Genomic DNA, 19,803 nt, shown 5'->3' with positions numbered 1-19,803 from the left:
GTGAAGCGTAGGCGAATCGTTGCCGAACCGGAGCCGCATGTGTGCCCGTTTCCGCGCGCATTCACCCGTTCAGCCCCCGCGCAGCGGATAGGCTGGAGGCATGCTCCCGATCCCGCCGCATGCCTCGCGCCGCGCCCTGAAAAGCATCCACCACATCCACGGCTCGGAGGTTTCCAGCTGGATGTACCCGGCCCTGGGCCCCTGCCGCGGCGTCATCCTGGCGGTTCACGGCTTCCGCGGCGACCACCACGGCCTGGCCCGCATCATCGGCCAGCTGCCGGACTACGCGATCATCGTGCCTGACCTGCCCGGCTTCGGCGCCTCGACGCCCTTCACCGGGGATCCAAACGCAGGTTCCCCCGCGGCGGCCCCGCGCCACGACGTGGCAGGCTACGGCGAGGTCATCGGCGCGCTGCGCGGGCAGTTGGGACTGGGCCCGGAGACCATCCTGCTGGGGCACTCCTTCGGCACCATCGTCGCCGCAACGTACCTGGCGCGGCACCCGGGTTCCTTTGCACAATTGGTGCTCATCAACCCGATCTGCGAGCCCGCGCTGGAGGGCAGCCAGGCGGCGATGTCCCGGGCTGCGGGGGCGTACTACGCCGCCGGGGAAAGGCTGCCTGCCGCAGCGGGCGAGGCGCTGCTGCGCTCGCGCCTGGTCACCGACGTGATGTCGCTGGCCATGCTCAAGTCCAGGGACCCGGCGATGCGCTCCTATGTCGTTGACCAGCACCGGCGCTACTTCTCCGGTTTCACCTCACGCAGCACCCTGCGCGAGGCCTATGGCGCCTCGATCACCGCGACGGTGCGCGACGTCGCGGCCCGCATCAACGAGCCCACGCTGCTGGTGGTCGGCGAGCACGACGAACTGGGATCGATCCGCGCCCAGCGCGCCCTCGCCCGCAGCTTCCCGCGGGCCCGGATGCGGGTCATTGGCGATGTCGGGCACTTGATCCACTACGAAAAGGCGGCCGAGGCCGCATCGCTCATCGAGGACTTCCTGGCCTCCGAGCATCCCTGGGTGCCGCAAGGCATGCCGCGCACCACGTACCGTGACCGGACCGCGGGTGTGGCGACAGGCAACCACGCACAGCACAACAACTAGGGCCCGGGCGAACGTCGCGGCACGCCGGCATCAACCGCCGGCATCTGCCACCGGATCGGCCACGGGATCAGAGGATCCCGTCCGGATCGATGCGAATGGAGACGACGGGCTCCTTCGCCGCGCTGAAGGTGGCGCGCAGCGCGCGCAGGGCAGCGGTGACCGCGGGACCCTGGGCGTAGGAGAAGAACAGCAGCCAACGGTGCTCTCCCTCCCCCAGCAGCACCGGCCCGTGCCGGCGCACCTCATCGCCCACCTCCAGCGCCGCCATGAACTTGTCGGCGGTCGCCGCGGGTCCCTTGACCATGGCGGTGCGCACGGCCGGGGGCAGGCCCAGGGTGCGCCGTTCATCGAGTTCGGCCTCCGCGTAGGCCGCGGCGTCGAAGCGCACCAGGGCGCGCATCGGCTCGCCCGGTTCCCCGGCAACCACCACGGTGCCGCCGCCCGGACGGCCGTCGGCCGCATCGCGCCCGCGGGCCAGGTGCGCGGCACCCATCCAGCGGTTGAGTACTTCCTCGCCGGTGCGCAGCCCTTCGCGGGCCATCATCCGGTCCCCGTCCAGCAGCAGCACCGCCGCGTACCCGTCCTGGGCCACCGGCTCGGCACCCGGGGTTGCCACGACCAGCGCCGGGGTCGCAGGCACGGTGTACAGCGGCTTGGCCCCGGTGGCGGCGACGACCTTGACATGGGGAAAGGCGCGGCCCAGTTCCTCGGCGGTGCGGTCCGCGCCGATGGATGCGGCGCGCAGGCGCATGAATCCGCACTCGACGCAGTTCCAGGGGTTTGCCACCAGTCCGCACCAGCCACAGGCCGGCGCCCCGCGGGCATCGTCAAGGGCCAGCGGGCCGTTGCAGGCGGTGCAGCGGGCGGGGGTGCGGCAACGTTCGCAGCGCAGCGCGGGCATGAACCCGGTCCGTGCCACCTGCACCAGCACCGGCCCGTGGGCCAGCGCCGCCTTGGCCTCGCGCCAGGCGGCCGCGGGGAGCCGGGCCGCGTGCAGCATCGGGTCCCGGTCGGCCTCGAATTCGTCGGAGGCGGCGATGACCCGCGGCGCGTGGGCGCGCAGCAGCTTCCGCTCCGCGACCAGTTCGGCGGCCCAGCCGCTGCGGATCAGCCGCTGGGCCTCGGCGCTTCGCCCTGGAGCAGCAAGCAATAGGCCGGCGTCCTCGATCCCGCACCGCAGCAGCAGCACCTCGCGGGCGTGGTGGTACGGGGCGCGCGGCTCGGCGTGGGAATTGTCGGCATCGTCCCAGATGATCGCCAGGCCCAGGTCCTTCACCGGGGCGAAGGCGGCATTGCGGGTGCCGACCACCAGCCGCGCGTTTCCGCGGGCGACACGCAGGAAGTTGCGGTAGCGGGGGGTCGCGCCGTCCTCGGCGCTGAGCCGGGCGTAGCCGTGCTCGCCGATGCGCTCATCGAGGGTGGCGCAAAGCCGGGTGAGGTCGCGGGCGTCGGGGACAACGATGAGCACGCCGCGTCCGGAGGCCAGGGTCAGTTCGGCGGCCTCGAGCAGCAGCGCCGGCCAGTCCCCGGGCCTGTTGGGCACCGCCGAGAGCACCGCGCGCGGCGCTCCTCCGGTCCGCAGCGCCTGGGCGTAGTCCGCACCGCCGTGGTACTCCGAGAGCAAGGCGGCGGAGGGTTCGACGGGCCCGTGCGGCGAGGGTTCCTCCGCCGGGGATTCGCCGACGGCGTCCTTCTCGGTCTCGACCCTGGCCATGCGGGCAGGGACGGCCGAGCGCAGCACGTCCCAGACCCCGCCGGCATAGCGTTCGGCCACGGCGCGGGCCACTGCAAGCACCGGGGCGGAGAGGACAACCTCCGGTGACACCACGGTGCGCAGCGGCTGCAGCTTGATCCCGGGATCGGAGTGTTCGAGTCTTTCGGCGAGGAGACCTGCCAGTTCCTGCCCGCCAAAGCGAACCTTGACCCGGACCCCGGGTTGCGCCGCCTCGTCGAGCTCGGCCGGCACCAGGTAGTCGAAGGGGCGGTCCAGGTGCGGGACGGGGGAATCGATCACGACCCGGGCGACGGGCAGTTCCTCGGCCATGTTGGGGATGCCGGGCAGCGGGGATGACAGGTCAAAGCCCGCCAACAACGATGGTTGGGCCGAGCGCTCCATGCACCGCACCTCCCCTTTATCCGCCTTGAGAATTACCCTACCGTCGGCATCCGGCCAACCTTGGCCAGCCCGGCCGAACCGCGCTTAACCGCGCTTAACCGCGAATCGGGTGCCGCATCGCCTTGCGGGCGCGACACCCGATTCCCGCCAAACGTCTTCCGGCCGGAGAATCGCCCCTTAGGCGTTGAAGTACGCCTTGAGGGCGTCGACGCGGTCCAGGTTTTCCCAGGTGAAGTCGGCCTCCTCACGGCCGAAGTGGCCGTGCGCGGCGGTCTTCTGGTAGATCGGACGCTTGAGGTCAAGGTCCTCGATGATGCCCAGCGGGCGCAGGTCGAAGATCTCATTGATCGCGGCGGTGATCTTGGCCGGGTCGACGGTCTCGGTGCCGAAGGTCTCCACGTACAGGCCCACCGGGCGAGCCACGCCGATGGCGTAGGCGACCTGGACCTCGACGCGTCGTGCCAGGCCGGCCGCGACCACGTTCTTGGCCACCCAGCGCATGGCGTAGGCGGCCGAGCGGTCGACCTTCGAGGGATCCTTCCCGGAGAAGGCGCCGCCGCCGTGGCGGGCGTAGCCGCCGTAGGTGTCGACGATGATCTTGCGGCCGGTCAACCCGGCGTCGCCCACCGGTCCGCCGATGATGAAGGGGCCCGAGGGGTTCAGGATGATGCGGGTCTCGGAGGTGTCGAGCTGGGTGCCGGCAAGCACCGGGTTGACGACCTCTGCCAACAGGCCGTCCTTCAGGTCCTCCAGCGAGAACTCGGAGGCGTGCTGCGAAGAGACCACGATGGTCTGCACGGAGACCGGCTGGTCCCCGTCGTAGCCGATGGTGACCTGGGTCTTGCCGTCGGGGCGCAGCAGCGACAGCGTGCCGTCCTTGCGGACCTGGGTCAGCCGCTCGGAAAGGCGGTGCGCCAGGTGGATCGGGGTGGGCATCAACGTCGCGGTCTCATCCGACGCGTAGCCGAACATCAGGCCCTGGTCGCCGGCGCCCTGCGCATCGCGCGGGTCAACGGCGGTGCCCTCGCGGACCTCCAGGGAGTTGAACACGCCGTCGGAGATTTCCTGCGACTGCTGCCCGATGGACACCGAGACGCCGCAGCGCGCTCCATCGAAGCCGTTGGCCGAGGAGTCGTAGCCGATGTCCAGGATGGTGCGGCGCACGATCTCCGGGATCTCCACATAGCCGTCGGTGGTCACCTCGCCAGCCACGTGCACCAGTCCGGTGGTGGTCAAGGTCTCCACGGCGACCCGGGAGTTGGGGTCCTGGGCCAGCATGGCGTCGAGGATGGCATCGGAGATCTGGTCACAGATCTTGTCCGGGTGGCCCTCCGTAACCGATTCGGAGGTGAAGAGGCGTAGCTGCGGGGATTCTAAAGTCACTGTGCCACTCTACCGGTAACAGCACACACCGGTCAGATCCGCGGATCGTCGAGGTCATGTGGAAGTGGCCACACCGTCATGATGACAATTCGTGGCGCACCGCGGCGCTTCATGACGCCGCGCGGAAGTGGACTGGCTCTTCTCCCCGCCGCCGGGGCCGTCAGTGCCGCCGGGCCGGGGCCAGCGCCCGTCCAACCGCATCGATGACGGAGGCGGCCACTTCGTCCTTGGACCCGGAGGCGTGCACCGCGGCGGCGCCGTCGGCGAAGAGGATGGTCACCGAGTTCTCGTCGGTCCCGAAGGTCAGGTTCTCCCCCACCTCGTTGACGACGAGCATTTCACAGCCCTTGCGCTTCAGCTTCGCCGCCCCGTATTCGAGCACTCCCGCCTCCGCGTCGCCGGTCTCCGCGGCAAAGCCCACGATCAGCGGCGGCAGTTCGCCCGCGCTGCCCGCGGCGGTGCGGTCGGCAACCAGCGTTGCCAGGATGTCCGGGTTGCGCACCAGGGTGATCACCGGGTCGGCGTGGTCGTCGGATTTCTTGATCTTCGAATCCACGTATTCGGCAGGCCGGAAGTCGGCGACCGCTGCGCTCATGATCAGCGCATCTGCGCCTCGGGCGGCCTCGGTGACGGCCACCTGCAGCTGTCGGGCGGTGGAGGCCGTGCTGAGTTCGACGCCCGCAGGTGCAGGCACATCCATGTGGGCGGCGATGAAGCGGACGGTGGCGCCGGCGGCAAGTGCTGCCTTGGCCAGGGCGATGCCCTGCCGGCCCGAGGAGCGGTTGCCCAGGTAGCGCACGGGGTCCAGCGGCTCCCGGGTGCCTCCGGCGGAAATCGCGACGATCTTCCCGGCCAGCGGAACGGTGGCCCCTGCAGCCGAGTCCACCGCACCCGCCGCGTCGGGAAGGGACGCACCCGGCGTTCCTTCCAGATACGGCGCGAGGGCCGCGAAGATGTCCTCGGGCTCGGGGAACCGGCCGGCACCGGAGTCCTTGCCCGTCAGGCGTCCGACGGCGGGCTCGATCACGTGCACGCCGCGGCTGCGCAGCAGCGCCACGTTGGCGACGGTGGCGGGGTGCTCCCACATTTCGGTGTGCATGGCCGGGGCCATGACCACCGGGGCGCCAGTGGCCAGCAGCGTGCCGGTGAGCAGGTCGTTGGCCATCCCGGCGGCGGCCCGGGCCATGACGTCGGCCGTGGCGGGTGCGATGACCACCAGGTCCGCTTCCTGCCCGAGGCGGACATGGTTGACGGTGTCCACCGCTTCGAAGACGCTGGTGCGCACCGGGCGTCCGCTCAGTGCCTCCCAGGTCGCAAGGCCGACAAATTCGAGCGAGGCTGCCGTGGGGATGACGTCGACCTGGTGGCCGGCCTCCTTAAACAGCCGTAGCAGCAAAGCTGCCTTGTAGGCGGCGATCCCTGCGGATACACCTAGGACAATGCGCTTCACTGCTACCACCGATGCGTTAGTGCGTCGCGCCGGCCCGGGGGCTGTGGCCCGTTACGGCCGCACCTCCCAGGTGCGCCGGCACCCACGCGTTGTAATCGTTTGCGGCCGAGTGGCTACTCGGCGGCTTCCTCGATCTTCGAGACGTTGAGCATGCCCTCGTTGATTTCGCGCAGGGCGATGGACAGCGGCTTTTCGTTCAGGCGGGTGTCGACCAGCGGGCCGACGTACTCGAAGAGGCCCTCGTGCAGCTGGGCGTAGTACGCGTTGATCTGGCGTGCGCGCTTGGCGGAGTTGATCACCAAGGCGTACTTCGAATCGGTGGTGGTCAGCAGCGAGTCGATGGACGGGCTGATGATGCCTTCAAGGTTCGTGTTCACGAAGCCTCCAAATAACTAGATGGTGGATCAAGACGTAAGGGGGTACTGCATCCGCCGGGACGCGGCGGATCTTGCACAAAAGTTTTTTTAGCGTGCGTGCGGGGTCAGCCCCATGAGGGTCACCAGCTCGTCTGCTGCCCGCGAAATGTCGTCGTTGACGATGGTCACGTCAAATTCCGATTCCGCGGCAAGTTCCAGTTTAGCGGTTTCCAGCCGGCGCTGCTGCTCCTCGGGGGTTTCGGTGCCGCGGCCCACAAGTCGGCGCACCAATTCCTCCCAGCTGGGAGGGGCCAGGAACACGAATGTCGCGTCCGGCAAATTCTCTTTCACCTGGCGTGCGCCCTGCAGGTCGATCTCCAGTAGCACCCGCTTCCCCGCGGCCACCGCCTCCTGGACCTTGGTGCGGATGGTGCCGTAGCTGTTCTGGCCGTGCACGACTGCCCACTCGAGCATTTCCCCGCCTTCGACCAGTTCGCCGAACTTCTCCGGACCCACGAAGAAGTAGTGCACACCGTCGACTTCGCCCGGGCGCGGGTTGCGCGTCGTGGCGGAAACCGAGAGCCACACCTGGGGATAGTTGTCGCGAATGTAGGTGGAGATCGTTCCCTTCCCTACGGCCGTGGGACCGGCGAGGACTGTGACCGCGGGGTGGGGGCTAACCGTCATGGTGTGCTTCGTTACTCTTTCGTTTTGGGTGGCGATTGCTGGAAATGATCCACCAATGCGATGCGCTGTTTGCGCCCCAGCCCGCGCAGGCGTCGGCTGGGTGAGATGCCTAGTCTATCGATAAGCGTGTGGGCGCGGATTTCGCCGACGCCCGGGACCGACTCCAGCAGGTCCATGACCCGCAGTCGTCCGATGGCCTCGTCGTGGGGAACCAGGTCCAGGAGTTCATTGATGCCCAGCTTGCCGGCGCCGAACTGGTTCTTGATTTCGGCCCGGCGCGTGCGGGCCGCCAACGCCTTTGCCCGTGCGCGAATACGGTCCTCGTCTGAGAGTTCTCGCAGTACCATGCCTTTTGCCGCCGTTCCATCTATTGGGTCAAGCACCAGGGCAACAAGCCCTGAACTGAAGATAACTAATGATGGGCCTCGATGCAATGGTTAATCGCGCTGTGGCTACCGCTAATGCGTGAACGGGTGGCAAATTCCGGTCGTGGGGCGGGTTACCGGGACAGGGGTGTAAGCAAGATCATCCCGCATTCTTCTCCCGGGGTCCGATGCGCGCCCCACATGCACCGATGTGCCACTCGCCCGGCGCCGGGACGGATCAGGCCATCGCCTGGTTCCGCCTGGCCGATTCGTCCGTCCCCGAGGTGCCAGGGAGGGGACGTCAATGCCCCCGGCGCGACCCACTGGGTGGGTGCGCCGGGGGCATTGACATGGAACCGATACCGGTTGCACGGGGATCCCGTGGCTAGAGCAGCGAATCCCGGGTTGCCGCGGCGGCGTCGCGCAGGGCCCCGGCGTCGGGACCGGCCTTGAGCACGTCGCGGCTGGAGGTGCCGAGCACCTGCGGCCAGAACGCGCCGAACGACGCCTTCATGTCCGCACCCGTTGCGCCCTGGGCGCCGAGGCCCGGTGCCAGGATCGGGGCGTTGGAGGCGGCCAGGTCGATGCCCAGCTCCTCCAATGCCGCGCCCACGGTGGCGCCGATGACCAGTCCGGTGGACCCGAACGGGGTCGCACCGGCATTCTCGGCGGCCACCTGTCCGATGATGCCCTTGGCCACGGAGTCGGCGCCGCCGACGTGCTGCACGGACTTGCCTTCCGGGTTGGAGGTCAGGCCCAGGACGAACACTCCGCGGCCGGTGGCCGCAGCGAGGTCAAGGGCGGGGCGCAGCGACCCGTAGCCCAGGTACGGGCTCAGCGTCACGGCATCGGCGGCCAGCGGGCTGCCCTCCCCCAGCCAGGCATCCGCGTAGGCGGCCATGGTGGAGCCGATGTCCCCGCGCTTGGCGTCGGCGATGGACAGGACGTGGCCCTGGGCGCACAGCGCCAGGGTTTCCTCCAGCACCGCCAGGCCGCGCGAGCCGTGGCGTTCGTAGAGTGCCACCTGCGGCTTGAGTGCCGCTACCTGGCCGACCAGGGCCTCGACGACAGAAAGCGAGAAGCTGCGCAACCCGTGCACGTCGTCCCCCAGCCCCCAGGCCGCCAGCAGCGACGGGTGCGGGTCGATGCCCACGCACAGCGGACCGTGCTCGGCCATGGCAGCCGCAAGCCGCTGCCCGAAGGGGGCGCGGGCGGCCGCCGCCGCCGCCCGCGCTTCGGCGCTAGGCATTGGCGCCGTCCCGATTCACCGCGGCAGCTGCGGCGTTGGCCTCGGCAACGCCGGCGGCCTGAAGGGTCTTGGCGTGCTCCTGCAGCGAGGTGACGGTCCACTCGAAGTGGCGCATCGCATCGATCGCCTGGATCGCGGCGCCGAATTCTGCGACGGTGGTGATGATCGGGGTGCCCACCGAGACGGCCGCGGCGCGGATCTCGTAGCCGTCCCCGCGTGCCTCGCCGCCCGAGGGGGTGTTCAGGATCATTGCGATCTCCCCCTCGGTGATCAAGTCGACGATGTTGGACTCGCCCTCGACCGAACCCTCGCGGACCTTGCGGACCACGGTGGAGGGGATGCCGTTGCGGCGCAGCACCTCGGCGGTGCCGCCGGTGGAGATGATCTCGAACCCGATGTCGGCCAGGTGCTTGACCGGGATCACGATGGAGCGCTTGTCGCGGTTGGCGACCGAGACAAAGACCTTGCCCTTGGTCGGCAGCGGGTTGTTGGCAGCGGCCTGGGACTTGGCGAAGGCCGTGTCGAAGTACTTGTCGATGCCCATGACCTCGCCGGTGGAGCGCATTTCCGGGCCGAGCAGCGAGTCGACGACCTTGCCCTCCGGGGTGCGGAAGCGGGCGAAGGGAAGCACGGCTTCCTTCACCGAGACCGGTGCGCCCTCGGGCAGGTTGGCACCGTCGCCGGATTCGGGCAGCATCTTGTGCACCGAGCGCAGGTGGGCGATGGACACGCCGACCCCGATCATCGCCGCGGCCTTGGCCAGCTGCACGCCGGTGGCCTTGGAGGTGAACGGCACGGTGCGCGAGGCGCGCGGGTTGGCCTCGATCACGTAGAGCACATCGGACGCCAACGCGAACTGGATGTTGATCAGCCCGCGCACGCCCACGCCCTCGGCGATGGCGCGGGTGGCTTCGACCACGCGGTCGCGCACGTCCCGGCCCAGGGTGATGGGGGGCAGCACGCAGGCGGAGTCGCCGGAGTGGATGCCGGCCTCCTCGATGTGCTCCATGATGCCGCCGACGTAGAGGTCCTTGCCGTCGAACAGGGCGTCGACGTCGATCTCGATGGCGTCCTCGAGGAACCTGTCCACCAGCACCGGGTGGTCCTCGGTGATCTCGGTGGCGTTCTTGATGTAGCGGGCGAGGTTGGCCTCGTCGTACACGATCTCCATGCCGCGCCCGCCCAAAACGTAGGAGGGGCGGACCAGGACCGGGTAGCCGATCTCGTCGGCGATGCGCTTGGCTTCCTCGAAGGAGACGGCGGTGCCGTTCTTCGGGGCGATGAGCCCGCCGGCATCCAGCACGCGCTGGAAGGCGCCGCGGTGCTCGGCCAGGTCGATGGCCTCCGGGGACGTGCCCAGGATCGGCACGCCAGCGTCTGCCAGTTCCTGCGCGAGCTTCAGCGGGGTCTGCCCGCCGAGCTGCACGAACACGCCCAGCACCCCGCCGGTGGATTCCTCCGCGTGGATGACCTCCAGCACGTCCTCGAGCGTCAGCGGCTCGAAGTACAGGCGGGTGGAGACGTCGTAGTCGGTGGAGACGGTTTCCGGGTTGCAGTTGACCATCACGGTCTCGTAGCCGGCATTGCGCAGCGCCATGGTGGCGTGCACGCAGGAGTAGTCGAACTCGATGCCCTGGCCGATGCGGTTCGGGCCCGAGCCCAGGATGATGACCGAGGGCTTCTCGTGCAGCGCGACCTCGGTCTCCTCGTCGTAGGAGGAGTAGTGGTACGGGGTGAAGGCCTCGAACTCGGCGGCGCAGGTGTCGACGGTCTTGAACACCGGGCGGATGCCCAGGGCATGGCGGATCCCGCGGACCACGGCCTCGGTCTTGTTGGTGAGCTTGGCGATCTGCGCGTCGGAGAAGCCGTGGCGCTTGGCCTCGCGCAGCACGTCCTCGTTGAGGTCCGGGTTGGAACCGATCATCGCGGCGGTCTCGTTGATCAGCGCGAGCTGGTCAAGGTACCACGGGTCGATCGCCGTCTTCTCAAAGACCTGCTCGATGGTGGCCCCGCCCAGCAGGGCGCGCTGCACGTTGTACAGGCGCTTGGTGGAACCCTTGACCGAGTCCTCGAGAAGCTGTTCGATCTCGAAGTCCATCGGCTTGTTGAACTCGATTTCGCTGCCCTTCTGCTCCAGGGAGCGCAGGGCCTTCTGCAGGGCCTCGGTGAAGTTGCGGCCGATGGCCATGGCCTCGCCGACCGACTTCATCGTGGTGGTCAGCGTGGCGTCGGCCGCGGGGAACTTCTCGAAGGCGAAGCGCGGGACCTTCACCACGACGTAGTCAAGGGCCGGCTCGAAGGCCGCGGGGGTCTTGAGCGTGATGTCGTTGGGGATCTCGTCCAGGGTGTAGCCCAGCGAGAGCTTGGTCGCGATCTTCGCGATGGCGAAGCCGGTGGCCTTGGAGGCCAGCGCGGAGGAACGCGAAACGCGCGGGTTCATCTCGATGACCACGATGCGCCCGGTGTCCGGCTCGATGGCGAACTGGATGTTGCAGCCGCCGGTGTCCACGCCAACCTCGCGGATGACCGCGATGGAGATGTCGCGCAGCTTCTGGTACTCGCGGTCGGTCAGGGTCATGGCCGGGGCCACGGTGATCGAGTCGCCGGTGTGCACGCCCACGGGGTCGAAGTTCTCGATGGAGCAGATGACCACGACGTTGTCGTTCTTGTCGCGCATCATTTCCAGCTCGTACTCCTTCCAGCCGAGGATCGACTCCTCCAGGAGCACCTCGGTGGTCGGCGAGTACTGCAGGCCGGCGCCGGCGATGCGGCGCAGGTCCTCGGCGTTGTACGCCATGCCCGAGCCCAGGCCGCCCATGGTGAAGGAGGGACGCACCACGACGGGGTAGTTCAGTTCCTCGACCGCGGCGAAGGCCTGGTCCATGGTGTGCACAATGACGGACTTGGCCGACTCGGCGCCGCAGCGCTCCACGACGCCCTTGAACTTCTCGCGGTCCTCGCCGAGTTCGATGGCCTCGATGTTGGCACCGATGAGCTCGACGTTGTACTTTTCCAGCACGCCCGCCTTGTCAAGGGCGATGGCGGTGTTCAGTGCGGTCTGTCCGCCCAGGGTCGGCAGGATCGCGTCGGGGCGCTCCTTGGCGATGATCTTCTCCACGACCTCCGGGGTGATCGGCTCGACGTAGGTGGCGTCGGCGAACTCCGGGTCGGTCATGATGGTGGCGGGGTTCGAGTTGACCAGGATGACCCGCAGGCCCTCCTCCTTGAGCACCCGCAGCGCCTGGGTGCCGGAGTAGTCGAACTCGGCTGCCTGGCCGATGACGATCGGCCCGGAGCCGATGACCAGGACTGACTTGAGGTCTTCGCGCTTCGGCATTACTTCTCTCCCTGGGTGGATGCGGTGGCGGCGGTGTTCTTGGCCGCGCGCATGTTGGTGATGAACCTGTCGAACAGGTGGCTGGCGTCGTGGGGCCCGGAGGCCGCCTCGGGGTGGTACTGCACCGAGAAGGCGGGAATGTCCAGGCAGGCCAGGCCCTCGACGACGGAGTCGTTGAGCGAGATGTGGGACACCTCTACGCGGCCGAAGCGCTCCAGCGGGGCGTTTGCTGCGCCCTCGCGGGGTGCGTCGACGGCGAAGCCGTGGTTCTGGCTGGTGATCTCCACCTTGCCGGTGGCCTTGTCCAGCACCGGCTGGTTGATGCCGCGGTGGCCGAAGCGCAGCTTGTAGGTGCCGTAGCCCAGGGCGCGGCCCAGGATCTGGTTGCCGAAGCAGATGCCGAAGTACGGGATCTTCGCGTCGAGCACCTGGCGGACCAGTTCCACCTGGGTGGCTGCCGTTGCGGGGTCACCGGGGCCGTTGGAGATGAACACGCCGTCGGCGCCGAGGGCCGCCACGTCCTCGAAGGTGGCGTTGTGCGGCAGCACGTGGACGCGCACCCCGCGCTCGGCGAAGCGCTGCGGGGTCATCGACTTGATGCCCAGGTCGATCGCGGCGATGGAGAACAGCGGCTCTCCGGCGAAACCGTGGTCCTTGGGCTCGACGGTGTATGCCTCCTTGGTGGAGACCAGTGCGGAGAGGTTCTGTCCCTCCATGGACGGCTGGGCGTTCACTGCCGCCACCAGCTCTTCCACGGACGCCTTGGCGGCGTCGCCGGAGAAGATCCCGGACTTCATGGCGCCGCGGTCACGCAGGTGGCGGGTCAGGGCGCGGGTGTCGACCTGCTGGATGCCCACGACGTCGTAGGCCCGCAGTTCCTCGTCGAGGCTGCGCTGGGCGCGCCAGTTCGAGGGGCGTCGCGCGGCGTCGCGGACCACGTAGCCGGCGGCCCAGATGCGGTTCGATTCGGCGTCGTCGTCGTTGACCCCGGTGTTGCCGATGTGCGGGAAGGTCTGCACGATGATCTGGCGGGCGTAGGAGGGGTCGGTGAGGGTCTCCTGATAGCCGGACATGCCGGTGGAGAAGACCGCTTCGCCCAAGGCGGTGCCGATGGCGCCGTAGCTACGGCCGCGGAAAACCCGTCCGTCTTCGAGCACCAAGAGGGCTTGCTCGGTTCCCTGTACTGCTGTCACTGGTTTTCCTTTGTTTCGGCGGGTGGTTGCGTGTCGTTGGTTCCGGTGCCTGCCAGCGCGGCGATCCGCGCGGCGAGGTCCGGGAGTTCTTGGTGGTAGCGGGGGCGGAAGCCGGTGTCCACGGCCATGGTGCCCAGCATCCAGCTGATGACCAGCAGGCCGTCCTTCTCCACGAATTTCCCTGCCATGCCGCTGGCCCGGGAAACCCCGGTCAGGTCGTGGGCGGGGATGAAGAGGTCGGCTGCCCCGCGGCGGGCCAGCAGCACGCCGGCAGCGTGGATGGACAGGTCCGCGTTGGTGCGGATGCCCAGCCGGTGCGCGGCGATGCGGTCAAGCCAGTCCCCGGCCGTGGTGGTGCACACGTAGATGCCCTCGGCACTGTCCCCGAGTTGCGCGCCCAGGGCGGGGGCGCCGTCGGCGTCCTCGGGAACCGGGCTCGGGGCCGGCACCGATGCCTGGCGGCGCAGGCGGTTGCGCCAACCCAGCAGGATCAGCGCCACCATCAGCACCACGATCGCCAGGGTGATGACCACGGCTGCCGTGTACTGGCCCATTTAGGCGGCCTCGGTGGGCCGCGGGGTGTTCAACGCTCCGCCCAGCACCGTGGGGTGGCCGTGGAAGAACACCGCGGTGACCTTGCCCGGCAGCGTGAGCCCCTTGAACGGGGAGTTCCGGCCCTTGGTGGCCATCGCGAACGGGTCCACAACCCAGCGCGCGTCGGCATCCACGATGGTGATGTTGGCGGGTTCGCCCACGGCCAGCTCGCGGCCCTGGTCCTCAACCCGACCGATGGCCGCCGGGGCGGTGGAGGTGATGCGCGCGAAGTCGGCCCAGGTGATCATGCCCGTTTCGATCATGGTGTGCTGCACCACCGAGAGCGCTGTTTCCAGCCCGGTCATGCCCATGGCCGCGGCGGCCCACTCGCATTCCTTCGCCTCGGAGGGGTGCGGTGCGTGGTCGGTGCCGATGACGTCGATGGTCCCGTCGGCCAGACCGGCGCGCAGCGCCATGACGTCCGCCTCGCGGCGCAGCGGCGGGTTGACCTTGTAGACCGGGTCGTAGCTCTTGACCAGTTCGTCGGTGAGCAGCAGGTGGTGCGGGGTGACCTCGGCGGTGACGTTCACGCCGCGGGACTTGGCCCAGCGGATGATTTCCACGCTCCCGGCGGTGGAGACGTGGCAGACGTGCAGGCGGGAGCCCACGTGTTCGGCCAACAGCACGTCGCGGGCGATGATCGATTCCTCGGCGACGGCCGGCCATCCGGTTAGGCCGAGTACCGCGGAGACCTCGCCCTCGTTCATCTGGGACCCCTCGGTGAGGCGCGGTTCCTGGGCGTGCTGGGCGACGACGCCGTCGAAGGCCTTCACGTATTCCAGGGCGCGGCGCATGATCAGCGGGTCGAAGACGCAGATGCCGTCGTCGGAGAAGACGCGGACCTGCGCGCGGGAGTCGGCCATCGCGCCGATTTCCGAGAGTTGGTCACCGGCCAGGCCCACGGTGACCGCACCGACCGGGCGCACATCGACCCAGCCCGAGCGCTTGCCCAGCGACCAGACCTGCTCGACGACCCCGGCGGTGTCCGCCACGGGGTTGGAGTTGGCCATGGCGTGCACGGCGGTGAAGCCGCCCAGTGCGGCGGCACGCGTGCCGGTTTCCACGGTCTCAGCGTCCTCGCGGCCGGGTTCGCGCAGGTGCGTGTGCACATCGACCAGGCCGGGCAGTGCGATCTGGCCGGCGGCCTCGATGACCGTGGCGGTGGCGGCCGCTGCGTGCGTTGCGGCGTCGGTGCCGAGGGCGACGATGACGCCGTCCTGGATGAGGATGTCGCTGGCTTCGTGGCCCAGCGGCTTGGCGCCGCGGATGAGATAGGCGTTGTTGGTGGTGCTCATGAGGATTTACTCCCGTTTCTTGACAAGTTCTTTAGAGGCCGGCGGGACGCTGCTGGTCCCCCGATAGCAATAGGTACAGCACGGCCATGCGCACCGCGACGCCGTTGGCCACCTGGGCCAGCACGGTGGAGCGGGGCGAGTCGGCTGCGGCCGAGGAGATTTCCAGGCCGCGGTTCATCGGGCCCGGGTGCATGATGATGGTTTCGGTCCCGGGCTGCGCGTCGAGCGCCGCCAGCCGGGCGTCGTCGAAGCCCCAGAGGCGCGAGTACTCGCGGGTGTTGGGGAAGAAGGAGTCGTGCATGCGCTCGCCCTGCACGCGCAGCATCATCACGGCATCGACGCCGGTGGCCAGCGTGGCGTCCAGGTCGTAGCTGATGGTGCACGGCCAGGCGTGGGAGCCGTGCGGCAGCAGGGTCGGCGGGGCCACCATGGTGACCTCGGCGCCCAGGGTGCGCAGCAGCCAGAGGTTGGAGCGGGCGACCCGGGAGTGCAGGATGTCCCCGACGATGGCGACCTTCATGCCGGAAAGATCGGCCCCGAGCGAGCCCTCCCCGCGGACCTTGGACCAGTGGGCGCGCAACGTGAACGCGTCGAGCAGTGCCTGGGTGGGGTGTTCGTGGGTGCCGTCCCCGGCGTTGACCACCGGGGCGTCGATCCAGTCGGTGGCGGCCAGTCGGGCCGGGGCCCCGGAGGCGCCGTGGCGGATGACCACCGCGTCCGCGCCGATGGCCTGCAGCGTCTGGGCGGTGTCCTTGAGCGATTCGCCCTTGGAGACCGAGGAGCCCTTCGCGGAGAAGTTGATCACGTCGGCGCTCAGGCGCTTGGCCGCGGCTTCGAAGGAGATGCGGGTGCGGGTGGAGTCCTCGAAGAAGAGGTTGACCACGGTGCGGCCGCGCAGCGCCGGAAGCTTCTTGACCTCGCGGGTGCCCACGGCGGCCATTTCCTCGGCAATGTCGAGGATGCGGATGGCGTCGGCGCGCGAGAGATCAAGGGTGGAGAGCAGGTGTTTCATGCGTGGGCCTCGATGACGACCTCGTTGTTGTTCTCCCCGTCGACCTCGGAAAGGTGCACGCGCACCTTTTCGGTGGTCGCGGTGGGAAGGTTCTTGCCGACGTGGTCGGCGCGGATGGGAAGTTCGCGGTGGCCGCGGTCAACCAGCACCGCCAGGCGGACGATGCGCGGGCGGCCCAGGTCGGCGATGGCGTCCAGGGCGGCGCGGATGGTGCGCCCGGAGTAGAGCACGTCGTCGACCAGCACCACGACCTTGTCGTCGATGCCGCCGGCCGGAAGGCGCGTGGGCACCGGGGTGCGGGTGGTGGAGTGGCGGAGGTCGTCGCGGTACATCGTGACGTCGAGTTGCCCGGTGATGGCCCGGGCGTCCAGGCCCGGCTCGGTGGCGGCGATGCGCTGCGCCAACCGCTGGGCCAAGGGGAAGCCGCGGGAGGGAATGCCCAGGAGCACCAGGTCTGCCGTTCCCTTGTTCGCCTCGATGATTTCGTGGGCGATGCGGGTGATGACCCGATCGATGTCTTCGCTGGAGAGGACAATCCGGGCACTGACGGGCGCCGTGGCACGGGCATGGTTCTGCTCGTTGCTCATGTGCGGCCTCCTTCCCCGCCTCACTGGACGGAATTTAAAGGTTGCTTGCTCCATCAAAATTAGCACAGCGGGTGCTCCACGTAGGATTTGAGACATGCGCGTTACCTCACAGCCCCCGGAGCCCTCCCCCAATCCCGCACTGCACGATCCGTGGACGGGCAGCACCGCCCCGGGCTCCATGCCCGCGCAGGCGACGCCCGGCGGTGCCCCGCCAACCCGCCCCGGGGGCGTCGTCACGCTGGCCCTGGTGGTGTGCACGGCAGTGCTGCTGGCCGTTGCCTGGTTCCTCTCCGGGGTCTTCGGATCCGGCACGGTGCTGTGGCTCGGCGCCCTGGCGATGGTCCCCTTGGCACTGTGCCTGTTGGGGCTGCGCTGGGTGGATCGCTGGGACCCGGAACCGCGCTCACTGTTGGCCCTGGGGCTGCTGTGGGGCGCGGGCGCCTCGGTGGCCGGATCGCTGCTGGTGGGAGACGTGTTCATGGAGCTGTTCTTCGACCCGGCCGGACGGCTTGAGATGGACCTCTTCGGCGCGGTGGTGCAGGCGCCGATCGTGGAGGAGCTGGCCAAGGGCGCCGGTGTGCTGCTGATCTTCTGGATCAACCGCGCGCATTTCGACGGGCCCATTGACGGGATCGTCTACGGAGGCATCGTCGGCGCCGGCTTCGCGTTCACCGAGAACATCCTGTACTTCGGTTCCAGCTATGCCGACCCAGGGACGCCGGGCGAACTGGCCACGGTCTTTGTGTTGCGCGGGCTCTTCTCCCCCTTCGCCCACGTGATGTTCACCGCCTGGACGGGTTTTGCCCTGGGGCTGTGCGCCGAACGCGGCAGGCGGGGCAGGTGGCCGCTGTATCTGCTCATGGGCCTTGTCCCGGCGATGATCGGGCACTTCCTCTGGAACGGCGGGGTCGGCATCTTCTTCACCGACTTCCTGAGCTTCTATTTCCTGTTGCAGGTTCCCCTGTTCATGGCCGCCGTGATCGCCGTGGTGCTGTTGCAGCGGGCCGAGCGGAAGCTGACGCAGCGGCGCCTTGCCGACTACCGGGATGCCGGGTGGTTCACCGACGCGGAGGTGGCGATGTTTGCCACGCCCGCGGGCCGGCGCCGGGCCAGGCAATGGGCGGCAGGAATCGGCCGGAGCCGCCACATGAAGCAGTTCACCACCACCGCCATGAACCTTGCCGCGGTCCGCCAGCGGATCGTTGCAGGCCACGGCTCCGGGACGGACCTGGCCCGGGAGACCGCGCTGCTGCACCAATCCCACCGGCAACGGGCACAGCTGCTCATCGGCCCAAAGCCCGGGTCCGCGGGACGGTAACCGGGCGGGTGAACGGGAACGGCGGTGGATGCCCGGGCATCCACCGCCGCCATTCCCCGGCCCACCCGGCTCCTTCCACGCCTCTGGCCGTCCGGCATGCGGCGTATGTCTATTGGAAGAGTGTCTATTGGAAGAGCTGTCCCACCCGCGAGAGGGTGGTGATCACCCCGTAGGCCAGCGGCACGCCGACCAATAGCCAGCCGAAGACCAGCCGGCCCACGGCCGGGTTCACCGGAACGTCCGCTGCATCGATGGGATCGGGCTGTTGCGTCGACATCTAGGCTCCCTTGGTGGTGGCGGGGGCGAGTTCTTCGCCCGGCTCGTGGAATTTCGGATCCACCGGCTTGATGAGCGTGGTGGCGATGAAGCCGATGACCAGCAGCACCACCATGGTCAGCAGCACCGGAAGATAGTTGTGGGCACTCATGGTGCCCGGTTTGCCCTGCAGGTCCAGCAACCCGTTGACGATCAGCGGCCCGGCGATGCCGGCTGCCGACCAGGCGGTGAGCAGGCGCCCGTGGATCGCGCCGACCTGAAAGGTGCCGAAGAGGTCCTTGAGGTAGGCGGGAGCGGTGGCGAAGGAGCCGCCGTAGAAGCTGATGATCACCACCGCCATGGCCACGAAGAGCAGCATCGAGCTGCCGCCGAAGAAGGCGAGCACCACGTAGAAGAGTGCGCCGATGCCCAGGTAGACCATGTAGATGCGCTTGCGGCCGATCACATCCGAGGTGCTGGACCAGATAAAGCGCCCGGCCATGTTGCCGATGGAAAGCATCCCCACGAATCCGGCGGCGACCGCCGCATTGACAGCGGAGTTCCCATCGGCGCCGCGGAAGAAGTCCTGGATCATCGGGGAAGCCTGCTCCAGGATCCCGATGCCGGCGGTGACGTTGAGGAACAGCGCCGTCCAGACCAGCCAGAAGCTGCGCGTCTTGATGGCGTTTGCAGCAGAGACGTGGCCGCGGGTGACCATGGCAGAAGACTTGGTCTTGGAGGCGTCCCAGCCGCGCGGCTTCCAGCCCGGTGCCGGGACGCGGATGTTGGCGACCCCGTACATCATCACCACGAAGTAGACCAGGCCCAGGGTCAGGAAGAGCTTGCCGACCGAGGCGCCCGAGGCGATCCAGTCGGCACCGTCGCTGACCGGGTCGAAGCCGTCGAAGGCCTTGAGCAGCGCGGTGGACATGGGCGAGGCGATCAGCGCCCCGCCGCCGAAGCCCATGATCGCCATGCCGGTGGCCATGCCCGGGCGGTCGGGGAACCACTTCATGAGCGTGGAGACCGGAGAGATGTAGCCGATGCCCAGCCCGATGCCGCCGATGACGCCGTAGCCCAGGTAGAGCAGCCAGAGCTGCCCGGTGAAGATGCCGGCCGCGCCGACCAGAAAGCCTGCACCCCAGAAGGAGGCGGCAACGAACATCGACTTGCGCGGTCCGCTGCGCTCCACCCAGGTGCCCATGAAGGCAGCCGAGAGGCCCAGCATCACGATGGCGATCGAGAAGATGACGCCGATGGCGGTTTGCGAGACCTCGAAGTGGCCGATGAGTGCAGATTTGTACACGCTGGTGGCGTAGGCCTGGCCGATGCACAGGTGCACCGCCAGGGCCGCAGGCGGGATCAGCCAGCGGTTGAAGCCCTCAGGTGCGAGGGAACGGGAGCGGTCAAGCCAATTCAACGGTTTCTCCTCTGGACGCGGTGGATGCGGGGGTGATGCCGGGGACCGAACCAAGCAGTTGCCGGTTTCCGTGGCCCAAGC

General features: G+C 68.6%; 17 protein-coding genes. 2 read left to right on the top strand and 15 right to left on the bottom strand.

The annotated features are described in order from the left end of the window. Positions 1–100 precede the first annotated feature (100 nt). Positions 101–1,105, top strand: a complete 1,005-nt coding sequence (locus tag ABD687_RS02550; RefSeq protein ID WP_310287518.1) for an alpha/beta fold hydrolase — start codon at positions 101–103, stop codon at positions 1,103–1,105. A gap of 67 nt (positions 1,106–1,172) precedes the next feature. Here the strand turns inward: ABD687_RS02550 and ABD687_RS02545 are convergent, their stop codons facing one another. The 13 genes from ABD687_RS02545 to pyrR form a co-directional block, all read right to left on the bottom strand. Beyond that, positions 1,173–3,221 carry a primosomal protein N' family DNA-binding protein gene (locus ABD687_RS02545; RefSeq protein ID WP_310287521.1) on the bottom strand — a complete coding sequence of 683 codons (2,049 nt, stop codon included), beginning with the start codon at positions 3,219–3,221 and terminating at the stop codon, positions 1,173–1,175. A 177-nt stretch (positions 3,222–3,398) separates the two neighbouring features. Beyond that, positions 3,399–4,604, bottom strand: a complete 1,206-nt coding sequence (gene metK, locus ABD687_RS02540) for a methionine adenosyltransferase (protein WP_310287524.1) — start codon at positions 4,602–4,604, stop codon at positions 3,399–3,401. A 160-nt stretch (positions 4,605–4,764) separates the two neighbouring features. Then, a complete protein-coding gene (coaBC, locus tag ABD687_RS02535) occupies positions 4,765–6,054 on the bottom strand; it encodes a bifunctional phosphopantothenoylcysteine decarboxylase/phosphopantothenate--cysteine ligase CoaBC (RefSeq protein ID WP_310287526.1) in 1,290 nt (429 codons plus the stop codon). A gap of 113 nt (positions 6,055–6,167) precedes the next feature. After that, on the bottom strand, positions 6,168–6,431 hold the full coding sequence (gene rpoZ / locus ABD687_RS02530; RefSeq protein ID WP_217387924.1) for a DNA-directed RNA polymerase subunit omega: 264 nt from the start codon (positions 6,429–6,431) through the stop codon (positions 6,168–6,170). Positions 6,432–6,518: 87 nt separating this feature from the next. After that, positions 6,519–7,097, bottom strand: coding sequence for a guanylate kinase (gene gmk, locus ABD687_RS02525; protein ID WP_310287533.1), 579 nt, complete (start codon positions 7,095–7,097; stop codon positions 6,519–6,521). Positions 7,098–7,108: 11 nt separating this feature from the next. After that, on the bottom strand, positions 7,109–7,444 hold the full coding sequence (mihF, locus tag ABD687_RS02520; protein ID WP_264268953.1) for an integration host factor, actinobacterial type: 336 nt from the start codon (positions 7,442–7,444) through the stop codon (positions 7,109–7,111). 403 nt (positions 7,445–7,847) lie between these two features. After that, on the bottom strand, positions 7,848–8,711 hold the full coding sequence (gene pyrF, locus ABD687_RS02515; RefSeq protein ID WP_310287537.1) for an orotidine-5'-phosphate decarboxylase: 864 nt from the start codon (positions 8,709–8,711) through the stop codon (positions 7,848–7,850). Continuing rightward, positions 8,704–12,048 (bottom strand): carbamoyl-phosphate synthase large subunit, encoded by a 3,345-nt coding sequence (gene carB / locus ABD687_RS02510; RefSeq protein ID WP_310287540.1) that lies wholly within the window; start codon positions 12,046–12,048, stop codon positions 8,704–8,706. Before carB ends, pyrF begins: the two co-directional genes overlap by 8 nt. Continuing rightward, complete coding sequence (gene carA, locus ABD687_RS02505) at positions 12,048–13,241, bottom strand: glutamine-hydrolyzing carbamoyl-phosphate synthase small subunit (RefSeq protein ID WP_310287541.1); 1,194 nt, start codon at positions 13,239–13,241, stop codon at positions 12,048–12,050. The genes carB and carA overlap by 1 nt, the downstream gene beginning before the upstream one ends. Further along, the gene (locus ABD687_RS02500) at positions 13,238–13,795 is read right to left on the bottom strand and encodes a PH-like domain-containing protein (protein ID WP_310287545.1); all 558 of its coding nucleotides are present in this window, start codon (positions 13,793–13,795) and stop codon (positions 13,238–13,240) included. The genes carA and ABD687_RS02500 overlap by 4 nt, the downstream gene beginning before the upstream one ends. Then, positions 13,796–15,130: a dihydroorotase gene (locus ABD687_RS02495; protein WP_310287548.1), complete on the bottom strand. Its 1,335-nt coding sequence runs from the start codon at positions 15,128–15,130 to the stop codon at positions 13,796–13,798. A gap of 31 nt (positions 15,131–15,161) precedes the next feature. After that, complete coding sequence (locus tag ABD687_RS02490; RefSeq protein WP_310287551.1) at positions 15,162–16,142, bottom strand: aspartate carbamoyltransferase catalytic subunit; 981 nt, start codon at positions 16,140–16,142, stop codon at positions 15,162–15,164. Then, a complete protein-coding gene (pyrR, locus tag ABD687_RS02485; RefSeq protein WP_310287554.1) occupies positions 16,139–16,729 on the bottom strand; it encodes a bifunctional pyr operon transcriptional regulator/uracil phosphoribosyltransferase PyrR in 591 nt (196 codons plus the stop codon). Before pyrR ends, ABD687_RS02490 begins: the two co-directional genes overlap by 4 nt. A gap of 94 nt (positions 16,730–16,823) precedes the next feature. Between pyrR and ABD687_RS02480 the strand changes: the two genes are divergently transcribed. Further along, positions 16,824–18,047, top strand: a complete 1,224-nt coding sequence (locus ABD687_RS02480; protein WP_310287557.1) for a PrsW family intramembrane metalloprotease — start codon at positions 16,824–16,826, stop codon at positions 18,045–18,047. A 124-nt stretch (positions 18,048–18,171) separates the two neighbouring features. Here the strand turns inward: ABD687_RS02480 and ABD687_RS02475 are convergent, their stop codons facing one another. After that, positions 18,172–18,324 carry an MFS transporter small subunit gene (locus ABD687_RS02475; RefSeq protein WP_310287558.1) on the bottom strand — a complete coding sequence of 51 codons (153 nt, stop codon included), beginning with the start codon at positions 18,322–18,324 and terminating at the stop codon, positions 18,172–18,174. Then, positions 18,325–19,722, bottom strand: a complete 1,398-nt coding sequence (locus ABD687_RS02470; RefSeq protein WP_310287560.1) for an OFA family MFS transporter — start codon at positions 19,720–19,722, stop codon at positions 18,325–18,327. It abuts the gene before it with no gap. Between the last annotated feature and the right edge of the window lie 81 nt (positions 19,723–19,803).

It is taken from the genome of Paeniglutamicibacter sulfureus (genome assembly GCF_039535115.1).
Taxonomy (GTDB): domain Bacteria; phylum Actinomycetota; class Actinomycetes; order Actinomycetales; family Micrococcaceae; genus Paeniglutamicibacter; species Paeniglutamicibacter sulfureus.
Note: the sequence above shows the minus strand (reverse complement) of the source record. Positions and strands in the feature narration are given on the sequence as shown.